The 17961-nt window shown below is 58.4% G+C and carries 20 protein-coding genes; 16 read left to right on the top strand and 4 right to left on the bottom strand.

Annotated elements, in window-relative coordinates; genetic code table 11:
• Nucleotides 1-83: 83 nt before the first annotated feature.
• The 4 genes from ABWP81_RS07790 (at nt 84) to glcF (ending at nt 4514) form a co-directional block, all read left to right on the top strand.
• Nucleotides 84-422, top strand: coding sequence for a P-II family nitrogen regulator (locus tag ABWP81_RS07790; protein WP_104796868.1), 339 nt, complete (start codon nt 84-86; stop codon nt 420-422).
• Nucleotides 423-436: 14 nt separating this feature from the next.
• Nucleotides 437-1909, top strand: a complete 1473-nt coding sequence (amt, locus tag ABWP81_RS07795; protein WP_353140854.1) for an ammonium transporter — start codon at nt 437-439, stop codon at nt 1907-1909.
• A gap of 145 nt (nt 1910-2054) precedes the next feature.
• Entirely contained in the window at nt 2055-3230 is a 1176-nt protein-coding gene (gene glcE, locus ABWP81_RS07800; protein ID WP_353140856.1) for a glycolate oxidase subunit GlcE, read from the top strand.
• A 27-nt stretch (nt 3231-3257) separates the two neighbouring features.
• Entirely contained in the window at nt 3258-4514 is a 1257-nt protein-coding gene (gene glcF / locus ABWP81_RS07805; RefSeq protein WP_353132003.1) for a glycolate oxidase subunit GlcF, read from the top strand.
• On the opposite strand, the gene ABWP81_RS07810 is transcribed toward glcF, so the two are convergent.
• The 3 genes from ABWP81_RS07810 to lplT are packed head-to-tail and all read right to left on the bottom strand — an operon-like array spanning nt 4511 to nt 7235.
• Complete coding sequence (locus ABWP81_RS07810) at nt 4511-4990, bottom strand: glutathione peroxidase (RefSeq protein WP_353132005.1); 480 nt, start codon at nt 4988-4990, stop codon at nt 4511-4513. The two genes, glcF and ABWP81_RS07810, sit on opposite strands and share 4 nt — an antisense overlap.
• A complete protein-coding gene (locus ABWP81_RS07815) occupies nt 4987-5898 on the bottom strand; it encodes a DMT family transporter (RefSeq protein WP_353140858.1) in 912 nt (303 codons plus the stop codon). Before ABWP81_RS07815 ends, ABWP81_RS07810 begins: the two co-directional genes overlap by 4 nt.
• A gap of 29 nt (nt 5899-5927) precedes the next feature.
• Complete coding sequence (lplT, locus tag ABWP81_RS07820; protein ID WP_353140860.1) at nt 5928-7235, bottom strand: lysophospholipid transporter LplT; 1308 nt, start codon at nt 7233-7235, stop codon at nt 5928-5930.
• A gap of 98 nt (nt 7236-7333) precedes the next feature.
• Between lplT and alr the strand changes: the two genes are divergently transcribed.
• Together alr and radA are read left to right on the top strand one after the other, a co-directional pair.
• A complete protein-coding gene (alr, locus tag ABWP81_RS07825) occupies nt 7334-8431 on the top strand; it encodes an alanine racemase (protein WP_353140862.1) in 1098 nt (365 codons plus the stop codon).
• Nucleotides 8432-8468: 37 nt separating this feature from the next.
• Nucleotides 8469-9842 (top strand): DNA repair protein RadA, encoded by a 1374-nt coding sequence (gene radA / locus ABWP81_RS07830; protein ID WP_353140864.1) that lies wholly within the window; start codon nt 8469-8471, stop codon nt 9840-9842.
• A gap of 17 nt (nt 9843-9859) precedes the next feature.
• Here radA and ABWP81_RS07835 read toward each other — a convergent pair whose 3' ends face one another.
• Nucleotides 9860-11212, bottom strand: a complete 1353-nt coding sequence (locus tag ABWP81_RS07835; protein ID WP_353140866.1) for a DUF5666 domain-containing protein — start codon at nt 11210-11212, stop codon at nt 9860-9862.
• Nucleotides 11213-11343: 131 nt separating this feature from the next.
• On the opposite strand from ABWP81_RS07835, the gene ABWP81_RS07840 reads away from it, so the two are divergent.
• The 10 genes from ABWP81_RS07840 to waaF all read left to right on the top strand — a co-directional run.
• Nucleotides 11344-11724 (top strand): DUF1924 domain-containing protein, encoded by a 381-nt coding sequence (locus tag ABWP81_RS07840; RefSeq protein ID WP_353140867.1) that lies wholly within the window; start codon nt 11344-11346, stop codon nt 11722-11724.
• 11 nt (nt 11725-11735) lie between these two features.
• Nucleotides 11736-12206 carry a diheme cytochrome c gene (locus ABWP81_RS07845; protein ID WP_353140869.1) on the top strand — a complete coding sequence of 157 codons (471 nt, stop codon included), beginning with the start codon at nt 11736-11738 and terminating at the stop codon, nt 12204-12206.
• Nucleotides 12203-12811, top strand: a complete 609-nt coding sequence (locus ABWP81_RS07850; RefSeq protein ID WP_353140870.1) for a cytochrome b/b6 domain-containing protein — start codon at nt 12203-12205, stop codon at nt 12809-12811. Before ABWP81_RS07845 ends, ABWP81_RS07850 begins: the two co-directional genes overlap by 4 nt.
• Nucleotides 12786-13442, top strand: a complete 657-nt coding sequence (locus ABWP81_RS07855) for a winged helix-turn-helix domain-containing protein (protein ID WP_353140872.1) — start codon at nt 12786-12788, stop codon at nt 13440-13442. The genes ABWP81_RS07850 and ABWP81_RS07855 overlap by 26 nt, the downstream gene beginning before the upstream one ends.
• A gap of 15 nt (nt 13443-13457) precedes the next feature.
• Nucleotides 13458-14828 (top strand): ATP-binding protein, encoded by a 1371-nt coding sequence (locus ABWP81_RS07860; RefSeq protein ID WP_353140874.1) that lies wholly within the window; start codon nt 13458-13460, stop codon nt 14826-14828.
• A gap of 12 nt (nt 14829-14840) precedes the next feature.
• Complete coding sequence (locus ABWP81_RS07865; protein WP_353140876.1) at nt 14841-15224, top strand: c-type cytochrome; 384 nt, start codon at nt 14841-14843, stop codon at nt 15222-15224.
• 29 nt (nt 15225-15253) lie between these two features.
• Nucleotides 15254-15685, top strand: coding sequence for a glycerate kinase (locus ABWP81_RS07870; RefSeq protein WP_353140878.1), 432 nt, complete (start codon nt 15254-15256; stop codon nt 15683-15685).
• A gap of 102 nt (nt 15686-15787) precedes the next feature.
• Nucleotides 15788-16741 (top strand): branched-chain amino acid transaminase, encoded by a 954-nt coding sequence (locus ABWP81_RS07875; protein WP_353140880.1) that lies wholly within the window; start codon nt 15788-15790, stop codon nt 16739-16741.
• A 2-nt stretch (nt 16742-16743) separates the two neighbouring features.
• Complete coding sequence (locus ABWP81_RS07880) at nt 16744-16947, top strand: zinc-finger domain-containing protein (protein ID WP_353132033.1); 204 nt, start codon at nt 16744-16746, stop codon at nt 16945-16947.
• A 43-nt stretch (nt 16948-16990) separates the two neighbouring features.
• Nucleotides 16991-17961, top strand: a 971-nt coding sequence (gene waaF / locus ABWP81_RS07885; protein ID WP_353140882.1) for a lipopolysaccharide heptosyltransferase II, incomplete at its 3' end; no start/stop codon positions are given.

Raw genomic sequence — 17961 nt, forward strand, 5'->3', positions numbered from 1 at the left:
ATACAACGCAGCCAAAAACGCTTTGGTCGTCGGCGTCAAGTACAGCTTCTAAACCAAGCCAACTGTCTTCTCTAGGAGCAACCATGAAACTCATCACCGCCATCATCAAGCCGTTCAAGTTGGATGAGGTCCGCGAGGCCCTCTCCCAAATTGGCGTGCAGGGTATCACTGTTACTGAAGTTAAAGGTTTCGGCCGTCAAAAAGGCCATACCGAGTTGTATCGCGGCGCTGAGTACGTGGTTGACTTCTTGCCCAAGGTCAAGATCGAAGCCGCGGTTGACGCTGAACACGTCGAGCGCGCGATCGAAGCCATCGAAGGTTCTGCGCGTACCGGCAAGATCGGCGACGGCAAGATTTTTGTTTACGACCTCGAACAAGTTGTCCGCATCCGTACCGGTGAAACCGGCCCAGAAGCGCTTTAAGAAAGAAGACCCTCATGAAAAAATTCTTAGCCTCATTGGCCCTCGGGTTTGGTCTTTTGCTAGGCGGCACTGCTGCCATGGCTCAAGCTTCCATATCCGCGGCCCCAACTGCTGACGTCAAAGTCACAGCCCCTGCCGCCGCCCCCGCCGCTGCAGAAGCAGCAGCACCTGCTGCGGTTCCTAACAAAGGCGACACCGCCTTTATGACAATTTCTACCGTGTTGGTGATCATGATGACCATCCCCGGTTTGGCTTTGTTCTACGGCGGTTTGGTCCGCAGTAAGAACATGTTGTCTGTGTTGATGCAAGTCTTTGTGGTGAGCTCGCTCGTCTATGTGTTGTGGGTGATTTACGGCTACACCGTGGCGTTCAGCGGTGGTTCACCGTTCTTTGGCGGCTTCGACAAGTTGTTCCTCAAAGGCATCACGCCTGACTCCATTGCTGCCACGTTCAGTAAGGGTGTGGTGATCCCTGAGTTCACCTTCGCTGCTTTCCAAGCCACGTTTGCTGCCATCACTTGCGCGTTGATCGTGGGTGCGTTTGCTGAGCGTGTGCGCTTCTCTGCGGTGTTGTTGTTCTGCGCCTTTTGGTTCACGTTCAGCTACTTGCCAGTGGCCCACATGGTTTGGTATTGGGACGGCCCTGACGCCATCACCGACGCTGCTACTTTGGAAACTGTGACTGCCGCTGCTGGCTGGTTGTGGGCTAAAGGAGCGCTGGACTTCGCTGGCGGCACTGTGGTGCACATCAATGCGGCGGTGGCTGGCTTGGTAGGTGCTTATGTGATTGGCAAGCGTACGGGCTACGGCAAAGAATCCATGGCGCCTCACAGCTTGACCTTGACCATGGTGGGTGCATCGTTGCTGTGGGTGGGTTGGTTCGGTTTCAATGCCGGCTCTAACCTCGAAGCCAACGGTGTTGCAGCTCTGGCTTTTGTGAACACCTTGGTGGCCACTGCTGCTGCTACCTTGGCTTGGATTGCCGGCGAAGCACTCGCCAAAGGCAAAGCCTCGATGTTGGGCGCAGCCTCTGGTGCTGTGGCTGGTTTGGTGGCAATCACCCCAGCGTGCGGTTTTGTGGGCCCTATGGGTGCCATCGTGATCGGTGCTGCTGGCGGTTTCCTCTGCCTGTGGGGTGTGAACGGTCTGAAGCGCCTGTTGGGTGCTGACGACTCACTCGATGTGTTTGGTGTCCACGGCGTGGGCGGCATTGTGGGCGCGTTGTTGACCGGCGTTTTTGCAGCGCCTTCACTGGGCGGCACGGGCATCTTTGATTACGTGGCCAACGCTGCCAGCGCTGACTACTCCATCGGCGGCCAAGTGTTGATCCAGCTCGAAGCCGTGATCACCACCATCGTGTGGTCAGGCGTCGTGTCCTTCATTGGCTTCAAATTGGTGGACATGGTTGTGGGTCTGCGTGTGACGGAAGAAGAAGAGCGCGAAGGCCTAGACATCAGCTCACACGGCGAAACGGCCTACCACCGTTAATTTTTCAAGCGCTTCAAGTTTTCCTTGGACTTCATAGCCCGCACCTGAGCAATCAGGGCGGGCTTTTTTGTGGGCGAGTGATTTTTGACATTGCTGTGCAAAAAATTCAAAACCAGCGGCAGACCTTACGACTACCATCTTGGCCATGCAAGACAACCTGCAACCGACCCTTCAGCATTTCACTGACCAAATCCTCCAAGCCGCCGCATCCGGTCAGACGTTGCGCTTGCGTGGTGGTGGTACCAAAGACTTCTTGGGCCAATCGCTGCAAGGTGATGTTCTGAACACTAGCGCCTACAGCGGCATTTTGAGTTACGAGCCTAGCGAACTGGTTATCAGCGTGTGCTGCGGTACTCCGCTAGCCGAGGTCGAGGCGGCGTTGGCTGAAAAGGGCCAAAGCTTTGCCTTTGAGCCGCCGCATTTCGGATCGGGCGCCACCATCGGCGGCATGTTGGCCGCTGGCTTAAGCGGACCTGCGCGTGCCAGCGTGGGCACGGTGCGCGACTTTGTTTTGGGCGCTCGCGTGATCAACGGCAAAGGCGAACACCTCACCTTTGGTGGTCAAGTGATGAAGAATGTGGCGGGCTACGACGTGTCGCGTTTGTTGGCGGGAAGTTGGGGCCAGTTGGGCCTGATCACCGAAGTGTCTTTGAAGGTGCTGCCTGTTGCCCCAGGCGAAGCCACCTTGGTCTGCGCCGGAGTGACGCAAGCGCAAGCCTTGAAACTCATCAACCAATGGGGCGGTCAGCCGCTGCCATTGAATGCCAGTGCTTGGGTGCACGACACCACCGCAACGCCCGCACAAGACTTCTTCTTTGTGCGCTTGCGTGGCGCTGTGGCCGCGGTGGAGGCGGCCATTGCCAAAATGAGTGCCGAGGTAAAAGCCCTAGGCGCACAAGTCACGCTGATGGATCCGGCCCAAGCCGCCTCCGACTGGAAAGCCAGCGGCGAACAAACCTTAGATTTTTTCAAAGCTCCTGCCGAGCAAGACTGCTTGTGGCGCCTCAGCGTCCCGCAAACCGCGCCTGTGTTGGACATACGCGTGAACGGCGCACTGTGTGCGCAGTACATCGAATGGCACGGCGCGCAACGCTGGCTGTGGGCCCCTGCGGCCGAAGCCGCGCAAGTGCGCGAGGCGGCGGTCAAGGCCGGTGGCCATGCCACTTTGTTCCGCACCAGCTCTGCCAGTCAGCAAACCATAGGCGATGTGGACAAGCAAGCGGGCGTGTACACCCCACTTAACGCGGTGCAACAACGCATTCAAAACGAACTCAAAAAACAGTTTGACCCAGCGGGGATTTTCAACCCCGGTCGCGCTTAAAAGACAGACGTAAACATAGAGCTTCACATGCAAACCAACCTGGCCCCCCAATACGTCGGCACCCCCGAAGGCGAACAAGCCGAAGCCATTTTGCGCAAGTGCGTGCACTGCGGTTTTTGCACGGCGACTTGCCCTACCTACCAACTGTTGGGTGACGAACTAGACGGACCACGCGGCCGCATTTATTTGATCAAGCAAGTTTTGGAGGGCGCCACCCCTACGCGCAAAACACAGCAGCACCTAGACCGCTGTCTCACCTGCCGCAACTGCGAAAGCACCTGCCCCAGCGGCGTGCAATATGGCCAACTGGTGGACGTGGGCCGCAAAGTGGTAGACGCGCTCGTGCCGCGGCCCATGGGCGAGCGCCTGCTGCGCTGGGCATTGAAAGAAGGCTTGCCCTCGCCGCTGTTTGCTCCAGCCATGAAGCTGGGTCAAGCTGTGCGCGGTGTTCTGCCCGCCAAGCTCAAAGCCAAAGTGCCTGCACCTCAAACGGCTGAGCGCAATGGCGTGGTGTGGCCCACCCAAATCCACGCACGCAAAGTGCTGATGCTGGCAGGCTGCGTGCAGCCAGCGATGCTGCCCAACATCAATACCGCCACGGCGCGTGTGTTGAACGCCGCCGGCATTCAAACCCTCGTTGCACCCAAGGCGGGTTGCTGCGGCGCGGTGAAGTTTCACTTGAATGACCAAGACGGGGGCAAGGTCCACATGCGCAACAACATTGATGCATGGTGGCCTTTTGTCGAGCAAGGCGGCGCCTATGAAGTGGAGGCGATTGTGATGAACGCCTCAGGCTGCGGCGTGATGGTGAAAGACTATGGCCATGTGCTGAAAGATGATGCCGTTTATGCCGCCAAAGCCAAACGCATCAGCGAGTTGACCCAAGACTTGAGCGAGCTGTTGCCCGAGCTGGTGCCTGTGCTTAAGCCCAAGTTGAAAGCCCAAGTGTTGGCCGACGCAGGCATGCAAGCTTTTCACCCACCCTGCACTTTGCAACACGGCCAGCAGCTCAAAGGCGGTGTTGAAAAGCACTTGGCCGAATTGGGCTTTGCGATTCAAGTGGCCAACACCGAAGCGCATTTGTGTTGCGGCTCGGCTGGCACCTACAGCGTGCTGAACCCCGAGATCAGCACCACATTGCGTGACCGCAAGTTGGGCCACTTAGATGCGCTAAAACCTAAAGCTATTCTGAGCGCCAACGTGGGTTGCATCAGCCACTTGCAAAGCGGCACTGACGTGCCGGTGAAGCACTGGGTTGAGGTGCTGGACGAGGCGCTGAATTAAAGAGCCGCTTTAATATCATCTGCCAATTTGGCGGGCGCATCCATGGACGCATAGCGCTTGAGCACACGCCCGTCTTTGCCCACCAAGAACTTGGTGAAGTTCCATTTGATGGCTTCACTGCCCAAGAGGCCCGGCGCTTCTGCTTTGAGCCACTTGAACAGCGGGTGTGCTTTGTCGCCATTCACGTCGACTTTTTCCATCATGGCAAAGCTCACGCCGTAGTTCTTTTGGCAAAACGAGCCAATCTCGGCATTGGTGCCGGGGTCTTGTGAGCCAAACTGGTTGCACGGAAAACCGATCACAGCCAAGCCTTGCGCGCCATAAGTTTTGTGCAGCGCTTCTAAGCCCTCGAACTGAGGTGTGAAACCGCAAGCGCTGGCGGTGTTGACGATGAGCAGCACCTTGCCTTGCAGCTTAGCAAACGACATAGGCGTGCCGTCAATGTGGGTGGCAGTGAAGTCGGTCAATGCGGTCATGGGGTGGTGTCTTTCGGAGTGTGGGTGTGAGAGGCCAGCAGCGCTGCCAACACAATCATGCCGCCACCCAAGCCTATGCGCCAAGTCAGTGCCGATGCCCCTAGTGCAACAGAGGACACGCTGGCAAACACCACCTCCGACATCATCACCATCGCGGTGGCGTGAGCGCTTAAGCGTGCCGCGCCGTATTGCAAGGTGAAGTTCGACACCAAAAAGGCCACACTCAGGCCCGCCACATAGGGTGCCCATGTGGTGGCGGCTTGCGCCATATTTGGCTGCACCACATTCAGCGCTGGAATCACCCCCGTCCAAGTGGCCAGCACGGCACAAGCCAAGGCCATGAAAGCGCCGCCGCCGAACATGGCCAGCATGCGTGACGACTCTGACGCGTGCTGCAAGCGCAGCAACCAGATGTTGGTCAGCGCAAAACAAAAGCCCGACAGCAGCGCCAAAACATCGGGCAAATCTTGTGGCAGTGGCAAAGGTGAGTCGGGCGTTTTGAGCACCAATATCACCCCCAATAGCGCCAGTCCCAAGCGGGCTAATGCGCCACGTGTCGGTCTCTCGCCCAACAGCCACCACGCCAGCAGCAGCGACCAAGTGGGCATGAGATAAAACAGCAACACCACGCGCACCACATCGCCCGTCGTGACGGCCCAGTTAAAGCCGACGTTGGTCAAGCCTGAGGCGGCCATGAGCCACCAAAGCTGCGGGTGTTGTTGGAAGTGTCGCCAGCCCGATGGGCTGATGAGCGTCAGCACCACTGTGGCCAAAGTGAACACGCAAGCGGTGGCCCACAAAGGATGCAGGCCATCGGCGTCAAGCTGGCGCAACGGCCACCAAGACAGGCCCCAGACCAAGGCGTTGAAGGCCAAGGCCAACACAGCCAACACGGGGCGAGATGTCATTTGGTGCTTGTAGGACGCATGCGCAAACGTTAACCGTGCAAGTCGTCGTTGCGGGCGATGTGCATCAAGCGCGCCAGTTCTTCACGGTGGTGCAGGCGGTTGTTGTCATGCCAGAGTTTGATCAGCCACATCACAAAGCCCACCAACGCACCAAAGGCCGTGATGGCACCAAACGCGCTCAGGCCCATACCGGTGCTGAAGGTGTACAAAAAGCCGAGGCTCAAAATGCACAGCTGTTCGTTCATGTTTTGCACGGCAATCGAGCGGCCAGCCCCCATGAGGTTGTGGCCCCGATGCTGAAGCAGTGCGTTCATGGGCACCACCAAGAAGCCTCCCAAGCCGCCCAAAATAATCAGGAAGGGCACCGCCAGCCAAAGGTTGTCGATGAAGTTCATGGCAATTACAAAACAGCCCATGGCAATGCCCAAAGGCATGAGGCGGGTGGCGTGGTCGAGCCGCATCTTCATGGAGGCGACCACCGCGCCCACGGCGGTGCCGATGGCCACCACGCCCACCAAGCTAGACGCCTGCGTGGTGGAATAGCCCAAAGCGGCGGCGCTCCAAGCTAGCACGATGTAGCGCAGGTTGCCGCTGACACCCCAAAACAAGGTGGTCGTGGCCAACGAGATTTGGCCCAGCTTGTCGTTCCACAAACGCTTGTTGCAATCCCAAAAATCGGGGATCAAGACCAAGAGGTTGCGCGCCATGCTTTTGTCGGGATCGGCGCGCATGGGAATGTAGGCAGCACCCGTCAGCGGAATGCGCTTGTTAAACCAGGCCGCCAGTGCGTATAGGGGGATTAACAAACAAATGGCCGCCTCGGCTGATGTGTTGATGCCAGTCGTGATGAATGGCACATCAAAGGACAGCAACCAAGCTGAGAAGTTGGGCCCCACCAACTGGCCGCCCAACAACACACCCAAGATGATGGAGGCAATCGTCAAGCCTTCAATCCAACCGTTGGCTTTGACCAGCTGCGATGAGGGCAACAGCTCAGTCAAGATGCCGTATTTTGCTGGCGAGTAGGCTGCAGCGCCTAGACCAACCACCGCGAAGGCGATCAACGGATGCACGCCAAACAGCATCATCAAACAACCCACCACCTTGATGGTGTTGCTTAGCAGCATGACCTCGCCTTTGGGCCGCGAGTCGGCAAACGCCCCCACGAACGGCGCGAGCACCACATAGAACAAGGCAAACATGGGCACCAGTGCGGCGCGTTGCCACTCGGGTGCCCCATCTGATTTAAGTAGTTCAACGGCTGTGACGAACAGCGCGTTGTCGGCCAACGAACTGAAAAACTGGGCCGACATGATGGTGTAAAAACCGCGCTTCATAGATAGGTCTGGCAGGCACGCAGAAAACTACGCAGCTGTTTTTTTCTTTCTTTTTTAACTACCCGAGGTTATATCACGCGGGTGCCACAATATTGCCTATGCCCCGCCCGATACAAGCCTTTGTTCACACCGACGCCCTGCGCCACAACTTGGCGCGCATGCGTGCCTCAGCCCCCGACGCGCGCGCGTGGGCTGTGGTCAAAGCCAATGCGTATGGCCATGGCATCGAGCGCGTGTTTGAGGGCTTGCGCGGGGCCGATGGATTTGCCTTGCTCGACCTTGACGAGGCGCAACGCCTACGCAGCTTGGGCTGGCGCGGCCCGGTGTGGTTGCTGGAGGGCGTGTTTGAGATGCGCGATCTCGAGCTGTGTTCGCGCCTCGACCTTTGGCACACCGTGCATTGCGACGAGCAGGTGGACATGCTGAGCGCCCACAAGACTCAAGTGCCGCACCGCATCTTTCTCAAGATGAACAGCGGCATGAACCGCCTTGGTTTTACGCCTACGCGTTTTCGTTCGGCTTGGACACGCCTAAACCAACTGCCGCAAGTGGATGAAATTTCTTTGGTCACGCACTTTAGCGACGCCGATGGCGCCAAAGGCGTGGCCGAGCAAATGCGTGTGTTTGCCAAAACCACCGAAGACCTGCCCGGCGAGCGCACCACCTGCAACAGCGCAGGCTTGTTGCGCCACGCCAGAGATGTGTCGGTGGCGGCTGATTGGGTGCGCCCCGGCATTGCGCTGTACGGAAGCTCCCCAGATTTTCCTGAGCGCAACATGACGCAGTGGGGCCTGCAGCCTACGTTGAGTTTGCGCAGTCGCATCATTGCCACGCAAGATTTGCAAGCGGGCGATACCGTGGGCTACGGCTCGACGTTCACCGCCGAAGCCTCCATGCGCATTGGCATCGTGGCCTGTGGATACGCCGATGGTTACCCGCGTCATTGCCCCACAGGCACGCCCGTGTTGGTGGACGGAGTGCGCACACGCACCTTGGGTCGCGTGAGCATGGACATGATTGCGGTAGACCTGACGCCATGCGATAAAGCGATGGGTTACGGCAGCGAAGTCACCCTGTGGGGCAAGTCCAGCAATGGTGGGGTGCTGCCCATTGACGACGTGGCCCATGCTGCGGGCACGGTTGGGTACGAGCTGATGTGCGCGGTGTCTAGCCGCGTGGGGTTCACGCAAGACTAAATTGCACCACTGGCTATTTATCCAGTAATATTGGCGCATGGCCAAAGAAAAAACCCAATACACATGCACCGACTGCGGCGGCATCACTGCCAAGTGGTTGGGCAAATGCCCCAGCTGCAACGCGTGGAATACGCTGCTTGAAACCGCAGTCGACAGCAGCGGTCCCACCAAAAACCGCTATGCGGGCATGGCCGCTTTGGCTCCTGCCTCTGAAGTGGCGATCCTCTCCGACATCGAAGCGCAAGACGTGGCGCGCACACCCACCGGCCAAGAAGAGCTAGACCGCGTGTTGGGTGGCGGCATGGTGCAAGGCGGTGTGGTGCTGATCGGCGGCGACCCTGGCATTGGCAAATCCACCTTGATTTTGCAAGCCATGGACGGCTTGCAACGCAGCGGCATGAGCACTTTGTATGTGACGGGCGAAGAGTCCTCCGCGCAAGTGGCGCTGCGCTCGCGCCGCTTGGGGCTGGACCACAGCCAAGTGCAAGTGTTGGCCGAAACGCAACTTGAAAAAATACTCGCCACCGTTGACAAACTGCAGCCTGCGGTGGTGGTAATGGACTCGATTCAAACCGTGTATTCCGACCAGCTCACCAGCGCCCCAGGCTCGGTGGCACAAGTGCGCGAGTGTGCGGCACACCTCACGCGCATGGCCAAGTCCACAGGCACGGCGGTGGTGCTGGTGGGCCACGTCACCAAAGAAGGCGCACTGGCTGGCCCGCGTGTGTTGGAGCACATGGTGGACACCGTGCTGTATTTTGAAGGCGATACACACTCGACCTACCGACTCGTGCGCGCCATCAAAAACCGCTTTGGGGCGGTCAATGAAATCGGCGTGTTCGCCATGACCGAAAAGGGCTTGAAGGGGGTGAGCAACCCCAGCGCCATTTTCTTGAGCCAGCACGCCGAGCCTGTGCCCGGCAGTTGTGTGCTGGTCACGCTTGAAGGCACGCGCCCCATGTTGGTGGAGATTCAAGCCTTGGTGGACAGCGGCGGCCCGTCACCCCGACGCTTGAGCGTGGGCCTAGACCGCGACCGCCTGGCCATGTTGCTGGCTGTGTTGCATCGGCACGCGGGTGTGGCGTGCATGGACCAAGATGTGTTTGTCAACGCCGTGGGCGGCGTGCGCATCAGCGAACCCGCGGCCGACTTGGCGGTCATGCTGTCTATTCAAAGCAGCTTGCGCGGCAAGCCGTTGCCCCAAGGCTTTATTGCGTTTGGTGAGGTGGGCTTGGCGGGTGAAGTGCGGCCTGCGCCGCGTGGGCAAGAGCGACTAAAAGAAGCCGCCAAGCTGGGCTTTACTGTCGCCATCATTCCCAAAGCCAACGCTCCTAAAAAGCCCATTCCAGGCATGACGGTGCATGCGGTGGAACGGGTGGATGAGGCGATTGGTTTGGTGCGTGGGCTTTAAGCCTTTGGCAATGACGATCAGTCGTCGTCACCATGGCCAGTGCCATAGCGCCGGTCTTTAGATTCGATCTTGCTGACCTTGAAGGTGTTGCCCGTCAAATAGCCCTTGGCTTCGACGTAGCCACTGATGGTGGGCTGATGCTCATCCCAATAAGCCGAAGACATGTCAGCTGTGTAGACGATGGCGCCGCGCGTGAGCGTGCAGCCCACATTCACAGCAGAGCAGCTGAGCGCCCCATACATCTCAAAACTGCGAGAGGCCTGAAGCTCGGTGGGCGTGCTGAGCGTGGACAAGCTGCGGTGGTGTAAGCCGTCCCTGTCGTTGTCGTCCCAATCATTTGAATAGCCATTGGCCTGGCTGCCTTCAAATTCGATTTTTGTTGCAGCTAGCACGCCGTTGATCAGTGTGCCTTTGGCTTCGACGTAAGTGCCGTTTGCAATATTGGCGCACAGGGCAGGGCTGCTCGCTTGCACTTGAATGCCTTGCACCTTCAGTGTGCAACCCGTGACGTTGACGCCGCTGTAAATTAAGGTTTTGTCCGACACCGCGCCGTACAACTCATTGCGTTCGTTGCGAACACCTGTGGTTCCGCTGTAGTTGCTTGCATAGCTGGTGTAGGTGCTTGCCGTGCCGCTGCGAATTTGCAGGCTGCTGGCGGTGTAGGTGTTGGCCGTGGTGTTGGTGGCGGCCTTCACAACAATCACAGACCCTGTCGCCAAGCTGCTGGGTGGTGTGATGCTGGCGTAGTTCACCGTGATGGGTGCGGCTGTTGTGCCCAGCACCAAGGTCTTAGCGGTGGTGTCCATGCTTTGCACGGTGCCCACGACTTGCACATTGACCAAGCCCGTTTCAGCTTCAACCAAGGTGGCTAAAAAAGAACCATCGGCTTGTGGCAAACCATAAACCTCCACAGCTTGGTTGTTCAGCGTGGTCAAGTTGGTCACAGCCCCAGTGGTGCCCAGCAAGATGGTGGACGTGTCGGTGGTGATGGGCATGCCGGCCACAGTCAGGGTTGAGCCTATGTAGCTCGCCAAGCCTTTGATGCCGCTTTGCACCAAAATTTTTCCTGCAATTGGACGCAGGGTCAATGCGTCGGTGCCGCTTTGTTCAACGCTCACCGTCATGCCAATGCGAAGTGGGGTGGTGATGGCCGTGCTGCCATCGTCTGCATCTAAAACCTGCGAGCCCACAGTTTCGTAACGCACACCGTTCACGATGATGGAGCCCAGTCCGCTGATGGTGCCCGAGCTGAGACCGGCTGCAGTGGGCGTGGCGGCGCTGCCACCTCCACCGCCGCCACACGCAGACAAGAGGCCTGCTGCTGCCATGAGCAGTGCAAGTAATTTGGGTTTAAAGATGACATGTGGCATACGAACTCCATTCATAAAGGATGTTGAAAGTGTGCGCACCTCACCTTAAGACTGTCTTAAGACGCGCCAAGCATTTCTTAAGAAAACCCTAAGACGCGCTCACTAGCATTGGTTGTGAAAGGCACACAACCATGCTTCACAAATTCTTCGCGCTCTTGCTCTTTGCATCGCTTCATGCGATGGCAGCCACACCTGCCGATTTGCTAGCGGGCTACACCGCGCAAGTGGGCCAGCCTGCCAATGCAGCTAAGGGTGAAGCGTTCTTCAAAGCCAGCCACGGCCAAGAGTGGCAGTGCACCAGTTGCCATGGCAAGTCGCTCATGCTGGGCGGGCGTCATGCCAGCACCGACAAGGCGATTGAGCCGCTTGCGCCGGCGGCCAACGCCAAGCGCTTTACCGACAGCGCCAAGGCGGAAAAGTGGTTTCGTCGCAATTGCAAAGACGTGCTGGCGCGCGAATGCACCGCCGCCGAAAAAGCCGATGTGTTGGCTTGGCTGATTTCATTGCGTTAAGAAGACCTCACATGCAAATACGTTTCACACACCTCATGCGCAGCGCGCTAGCCGTCAGCTTGTTGGCCGCTGCGCCCGCATGGGCCGACAGCTACAAAGGCCCAACCCCGCCCGCGATGTACACCCAAGAGTGCGGCGGCTGCCACTTGGCTTTTCCTCCCAACTTGTTGCCCAAAGCATCGTGGCAGCGCGTGATGAGTGGCCTCGACAAACATTACGGCAGTGATGCCTCGCTCGATGCAGCCACGCAAAAGCAAATCGACATCTGGCTACAAATCTACGGCGGCCAAGGCAAGCGTGCGCGTGAAGAGCCGCCGCAAGACCGCATCACGCGCTCGGCATGGTTTGAGCGCAAGCACCGAGAGGTGAGCGCGGCCACGTTTAAACGTGCTTCCATCAAAAGCCCCGCCAACTGCGCGGCGTGCCACGGTGATGCTGCGCAAGGCGATTTTGAAGACGACCGTGTGAGGATTCCCAAATGACCGACAGCGTTTTAAACCCCAGCCACTTGCAACTGCAAACGCCCATGTCCGCGAAGCGCAAGCCCGTGGTCGACTTAGGCACTCGCATGGCCCACGCCAGCATGGCCTTGGCATTCCTCATTTCTTATGTCACGTCCGAGTCGGAGTATTGGCGCTTGGTGCATGTGTATAGCGGGTACAGCTTGGCGGCGGTGTTGGCGTTTCGCTTGGTGTGGGGATGGGTGGGGCCTGCGTCTGCACGTTGGGGCTTGTTGTTGCGGCGCGTCGCCATGTGGCGGGTGTGGCTAAACAAATTCAAGCAGGGCGAATGGCTGAGCCGTAACTTTTGGGTAGGGGCCAGCAGTTGGGTGCTGAGCGCTGCGGTGTTGAGCATCTATGCGTTCTGCACGGTGGCCATTGCCACTGGGTGGGCTACCTACAATGAACTTTTAGGCGATGGTTGGTTGAACGATGCCCTGCAAGAACTTCACGAGGGCTTGGGCAACGCGGCCATGGCTGTGGTGTGTATCCACGTGGGGTTGGTGGTGATGCTGCGCATGTGGCGCGGCCCACAAGCCCTGCGACCGATGTGGCAAGGCTATGCGAATACTTCTGGCCGAGGATGATGAGCTGCTGGGCAGCGGCTTGCGTGCGGGCCTAGACCAGCGTGGTTTTCAGGTGGACTGGGTGCGCGACGGTGTGGCCGCCGAGCGCGAGCTACTAGGCGCTCAGCACCAAGCGGCCGTGCTTGACATTGGCCTGCCACGCCAAGACGGCCTGGCTGTCTTGAAGGCCTTGCGTGTACGCGGCATTAACACCCCCGTGTTGGTGTTGACCGCACGCGATGCCGTGGCCCAACGCATCGAAGGCCTCAACCTCGGCGCTGACGACTATGTGGTCAAACCCGTGGACTTAGACGAGCTCGCCGCCCGCTTGCATGCCTTGGTGCGTCGTTCCCACGGCAAAACACAAGCCACCCTGCAACTGCGCGATGTGGTGATGGACCCCAGCGCACGCCAAGTCAGCCGCAACGGCGAAACCATCAGTCTATCCACCCGCGAGTTTGATTTGCTGCAAGCTTTGTTGCTCAACGCGGGGCGCGTGTTGTCACGTGAACAGCTAGAACAACACCTGTACCGCTGGGGCCACGAGGTGGAGAGCAACACCATTGAAGTTCATATTCACCACCTGCGCCGCAAGATGGGCGCGGGCCTAATCGACACCGTGCGCGGTGTGGGTTACATAGTCATGCCCTGATGGACGGCTAGCGCTATGGCACACAAATTTTCTTTGCAACAACGCTTACTCACCCGCACCTTGGGCGCGGTGTTGGTGGTGTGGATGGGCACGGCGGCTTTCGTGGGCTACGAAGCCCAGCACGAAGTGGACGAACTTTTGGACGCGCACTTGGCTCAATCCGCCGCTTTGCTGGTGGTGCAACAAAACGCCACGCCCGACGATGACGAGCCCTTGCTCGACGCGCCTACTTTGCACAAATACGCCAATCGCGTGGCCTACCAAGTGTTTGATGAAGACCGCTTGGTGATGCACTCGCCCAACGTGGCGCACACGCCCATGGCGCAACACACGCAAGGCTTTGAAACCTTGACGCTGGCCGACGGCAAATCGTGGCGCATCTTTGCGGCGCCCGGTCGAAGCAAAGATGTGCAAATTTATGTAGCCGAGCGGGAGGACAGTCGCGACGAGATTTTGTGGGCGGTGCTGCGCGGCTTTTTGCCGCCGCTCACCCTTGCGCTGCCGCTGTTGCTGATCGGGTTGTGGTGGAACGTGCGCTCGGGTTTGCAGCCTTTGCAGAGATTGCGCCAAGTGCTGTTGAAGCGCGACACCCAAACGCTAGACCCTGTCAGCCTGCCCGAAACCCCACAAGAAGTGCAGCCGCTGTTGAACGCCCTCAACGACTTGCTGCAACGTCTGGGCCTGCGCATGGAAACCGAGCGGCGCTTCACCGCCGATGCAGCGCACGAGCTGCGCACGCCCATTGCTGCCATTCGCGCCCAAGCCCAAGTGGCGTTAAGCGAGGCCACCAATGACGAGGTGCGCCGGCAAGCGCTGCAAGACACCTTGGTCGGTTGCGACCGCGCCTCACGCGTGGTCGAGCAGTTGTTGACCTTAGCCCGAGTGGAAGGCCCGCAAGACGTGGCCTCTGAGCCGTTTCGCCTAGACCAGCTAGCCCAACACATCTTGGCCGATCTCACGCCCCAAGCCCTGCGACGCGGCCAAACCCTTGAGCTGTTGGCGCCCGAGCCCTTGGAGGTTAACGGCCAAAGCACGCTGTGGCACATCTTGTTGCGTAACCTCATGGACAACGCGCTGCGCTACAGCCCCGACGGGGCAACGGTGCGCATTCAAGCGCAGCGTTTGCAAAACGGCCAAATACAATTGACCGTGCAAGACAGCGGCCCCGGTTTGTCAACCGACGACTTGGCCCGTTTGGGCGAGCGCTTTTTCCGCGTGTTGGGCACATCTGCCACGGGCAGCGGCTTGGGCTGGTCCATCGTGCGCCACATTGCTACCTTGCAGCGCATTGATGTGCAAGTGGGCAAGTCAACGGAGTTGGTTGGTTTGCAGGTGACCTTGCGTTACCCACAAAACGTATCGCAAAAGTCATCAGCTTATTTTTAAAAAGAGGTCTCTATGCGTTTTTTTAAATATGTTTTTGCAACAGGCTTGTCTCTTATGGGCGCAGTTGCCTTTGCGTCGGGTGAGGGCACCTACAAAGCTGTTTGCGCCAATTGCCACTCCAAAGCTTTCGCCAATTCGCCTCAGATGGGTGACACCGCCAAGTGGGCACCTTTGATTGCAGAAGGCCAAGTCATCCTCACCGCCCATGGCTATGTGGGCGTTCGTGCCATGCCTGCCAAAGGCGGCAAACCAGACTTGACGGTGCAGGGCTTTTCGGAGGCCTTGAACTACATGGTCAATCAGTCAGGCGGCAACTGGAAACAGCCCGACAAAAAGATGATGGACGCCATCCAGGCCGAAATCGCCAAGCGCCAAAAACTCAGCGCCACCAAGTAGTGCGGCTCCGAGCCTGAGACAATAAGCCCATGAACTTTCAAAGATATTTGGTGCCCATTGGCGCCGTGGGCTTGACCGCATGGGCTTGGCAAACCTGGCAATGGATGGGCATTGTTATGGTGGTGACGGGCGGCGTGATGTGGCTGCTGTTGTATTTCACGCGTTTGGTGCAAATTATGAAGCGGGCCAGCAACCGCCCCATTGGCTTTGTAGACAGCGCCGTCATGCTGAACGCCAAGCTCAAAACGGGTGTGAGCCTGATGCACGTCATCGCCATGACCCGCGCACTGGGCCAAGCCGAGACCGACAAGGGCGCGCAACCCGAGGTGTTCAGCTGGCGTGATGGCAGCCAATCGGTGGTGCGCTGCGTCTTCATGCAGGGAAAGCTGCAAAGCTGGACCTTGGACCGACCGTTTCAGGCTACCGACGTTAAGCCCATCAGCCAAGCGGCCAACGATTAAGCGCTTGACCAAGCAATTGCGTTAGCCTGCTTTAGGCTCGCTAAAATCCCACCATGACGCCAAAGTTGGCGAAACCCACAACATCAGTCCAAAGGAAATTCCATGAGCGTCGTGATCCCATCATCCATGTCTGACCGTGACGGCAAAATTTGGATGGACGGCCAGTTGGTCGATTGGCGCGATGCCAAGATTCATGTGTTGAGCCACACCTTGCACTACGGTTGCGGCGCATTTGAAGGCGTGCGCGCTTACAAAACCGAGCAAGGCCCAGCCATCTTCCGTTTGCAAGAGCACACCCAGCGCTTGTTCAACAGCGCCAAGATTTTGCGCATGGCCATTCCGTTCACCCAAGATCAAGTGAACGAAGCGCAACGCGCTGTGGTGCGTGAGAACAAATTGGAGTCGGGCTACATCCGCCCCCTCACTTGGATTGGCGACAAAAAACTTGGCGTCAGCCCCAAAGGCAACACCATCCACTTGATGGTGGCTGCGTGGACTTGGGGTGCTTACCTTGGCGAAGAAGGCATGAAGCGCGGCATCCGCGTGAAGACCTCTAGCTATACCCGCCACCACGTCAACATCACCATGACTCAGGCTAAGGCCGTGAGCAACTACACCAACTCCATCTTGGCCAACATGGAAGTGACCGACGAAGGTTACGACGAAGCGCTTTTGCTCGACACCTCAGGCTTTGTGTCTGAAGGCGCTGGCGAAAACATCTTTGTGGTCAAAGACGGGGTGATCTATACGCCCGACTTGTCGGCTGGCGCTTTGAACGGCATCACCCGCAACACCGTATTCCACATCGCCAAAGATTTGGGCCTTGAGATCGTGCAAAAGCGCATCACACGCGACGAGGTGTACATCTCTGACGAAGCGTTCTTCACCGGTACCGCTGCCGAAGTGACGCCAATTCGCGAACTCGACCGCATTGAGCTGGGCAAAGACGGCTACGTGGGCAGCCGCGGCCCCATCACCGAAAAAATTCAAACGGCGTTTTTTGACATCGTCAATGGCCGCAATCCCAAATACGCACATTGGTTGACAAAGGTTTAAACATGAGCAACCCAGTTGAACTCTTGGCCAAAGATTTGAACGGCCATGGCGGCGTGTTTTGTCCCAGCGACAAAGCCGACATGAAACTCTGGAACAGCCACCCCAAGGTCTACTTGGATGTGGCCAGCACCGGCCAAGCCAAGTGCCCTTATTGCGGCACCGAGTACGCACTTAAAGCCGGCGAGCACGTTGGCCACGGCCACTAAAAACGCGCTCATCATTGCGCCCCAATGGATTGGGGACGCTGTGATGACCGAGCCCTTGCTGCGACGCTTGGCTGCACGCGGCGAGCGTCTGACCGTCGCTGCTTTGCCCTGGATTGCACCGGTGTACCGCGTGATGCCGGGCGTGGCCGAGGTGATTGAAATGCCGTTCAAACACGGCGGCTTGCAACTCATGGGTCGAATCAAACTGGCCAGCCAACTGCGCGGCAAATTTGATGTGGCCTACGTGTGCCCCAACTCGTTGAAAAGCGCATTGCTGCCTTGGATGGCTGGTGTTGCCAAACGCGTGGGCTACACCGGCGAAATGCGCTTTGGCCTGCTGACCGACCGCTTAGACAACCCCCAAACCGAAGAACGTCCGCCTATGGTGGAGTGGTACGCCGCGCTCAGCCTGGTTGGGCAAAGCCTCACCGGCCCCATGAAGCTGGTGGGCGATTTGCGCCCCGTGCTCAAAGCCGGCGTGGGTGTGCTGGATGATTCGCTAGAAGAGTTGTCCACCAACATGCCCACGCTGCCCACCTTGGCCAAACACAGCTACGTGGTGTTTGCGCCGGGTGCCGAATACGGCCCCGCTAAGCGTTGGCCCGCCAAACACTTTGCCGAGCTGGCTGCCAAGATAGACCGCCCTGTGTTCTTGTTAGGCTCGGGTAAAGAGTTCGACATCTGCCAAGAAATTGCCACTGCGGCCAATGCCCAAAAGCCCGGCAACTGTTTTAACTTGGCTGGACAAACCAACCTCATGCAAGCCTTCGCGCTCATTGCCTACGCACACCGCGTGGTCAGCAATGACTCCGGCCTCATGCACGTGGCCGCCGCGTTTGGAGTGCCGCAAGTGGCCGTGTTTGGCTCATCCAGCCCCGAGCACACCCCGCCCTTGAACGACCGCGCCCGCGTGGTGTGGCTGCGTGTGGACGCCAACTACCAGCCACCATTGGCTTGCTCGCCTTGCTACGAGCGCACTTGTCCGTTGGGCCATATGCGTTGCTTGGAAGACGT

Source organism: Limnohabitans sp. (assembly GCF_040401135.1).
GTDB lineage: Bacteria > Pseudomonadota > Gammaproteobacteria > Burkholderiales > Burkholderiaceae_C > Limnohabitans.

Coding starts and splice junctions, on each gene's coding strand:
- ABWP81_RS07790 (WP_104796868.1), top strand. CDS start 84: ATGAAACTCATCACCGCCATCATCAAGCCGTTCAAGTTGGATGAGGTC.
- amt (WP_353140854.1), top strand. CDS start 437: ATGAAAAAATTCTTAGCCTCATTGGCCCTCGGGTTTGGTCTTTTGCTA.
- glcE (WP_353140856.1), top strand. CDS start 2,055: ATGCAAGACAACCTGCAACCGACCCTTCAGCATTTCACTGACCAAATC.
- glcF (WP_353132003.1), top strand. CDS start 3,258: ATGCAAACCAACCTGGCCCCCCAATACGTCGGCACCCCCGAAGGCGAA.
- ABWP81_RS07810 (WP_353132005.1), bottom strand. CDS start 4,990: ATGACCGCATTGACCGACTTCACTGCCACCCACATTGACGGCACGCCT.
- ABWP81_RS07815 (WP_353140858.1), bottom strand. CDS start 5,898: ATGACATCTCGCCCCGTGTTGGCTGTGTTGGCCTTGGCCTTCAACGCC.
- lplT (WP_353140860.1), bottom strand. CDS start 7,235: ATGAAGCGCGGTTTTTACACCATCATGTCGGCCCAGTTTTTCAGTTCG.
- alr (WP_353140862.1), top strand. CDS start 7,334: ATGCCCCGCCCGATACAAGCCTTTGTTCACACCGACGCCCTGCGCCAC.
- radA (WP_353140864.1), top strand. CDS start 8,469: ATGGCCAAAGAAAAAACCCAATACACATGCACCGACTGCGGCGGCATC.
- ABWP81_RS07835 (WP_353140866.1), bottom strand. CDS start 11,212: ATGCCACATGTCATCTTTAAACCCAAATTACTTGCACTGCTCATGGCA.
- ABWP81_RS07840 (WP_353140867.1), top strand. CDS start 11,344: ATGCTTCACAAATTCTTCGCGCTCTTGCTCTTTGCATCGCTTCATGCG.
- ABWP81_RS07845 (WP_353140869.1), top strand. CDS start 11,736: ATGCAAATACGTTTCACACACCTCATGCGCAGCGCGCTAGCCGTCAGC.
- ABWP81_RS07850 (WP_353140870.1), top strand. CDS start 12,203: ATGACCGACAGCGTTTTAAACCCCAGCCACTTGCAACTGCAAACGCCC.
- ABWP81_RS07855 (WP_353140872.1), top strand. CDS start 12,786: ATGCGAATACTTCTGGCCGAGGATGATGAGCTGCTGGGCAGCGGCTTG.
- ABWP81_RS07860 (WP_353140874.1), top strand. CDS start 13,458: ATGGCACACAAATTTTCTTTGCAACAACGCTTACTCACCCGCACCTTG.
- ABWP81_RS07865 (WP_353140876.1), top strand. CDS start 14,841: ATGCGTTTTTTTAAATATGTTTTTGCAACAGGCTTGTCTCTTATGGGC.
- ABWP81_RS07870 (WP_353140878.1), top strand. CDS start 15,254: ATGAACTTTCAAAGATATTTGGTGCCCATTGGCGCCGTGGGCTTGACC.
- ABWP81_RS07875 (WP_353140880.1), top strand. CDS start 15,788: ATGAGCGTCGTGATCCCATCATCCATGTCTGACCGTGACGGCAAAATT.
- ABWP81_RS07880 (WP_353132033.1), top strand. CDS start 16,744: ATGAGCAACCCAGTTGAACTCTTGGCCAAAGATTTGAACGGCCATGGC.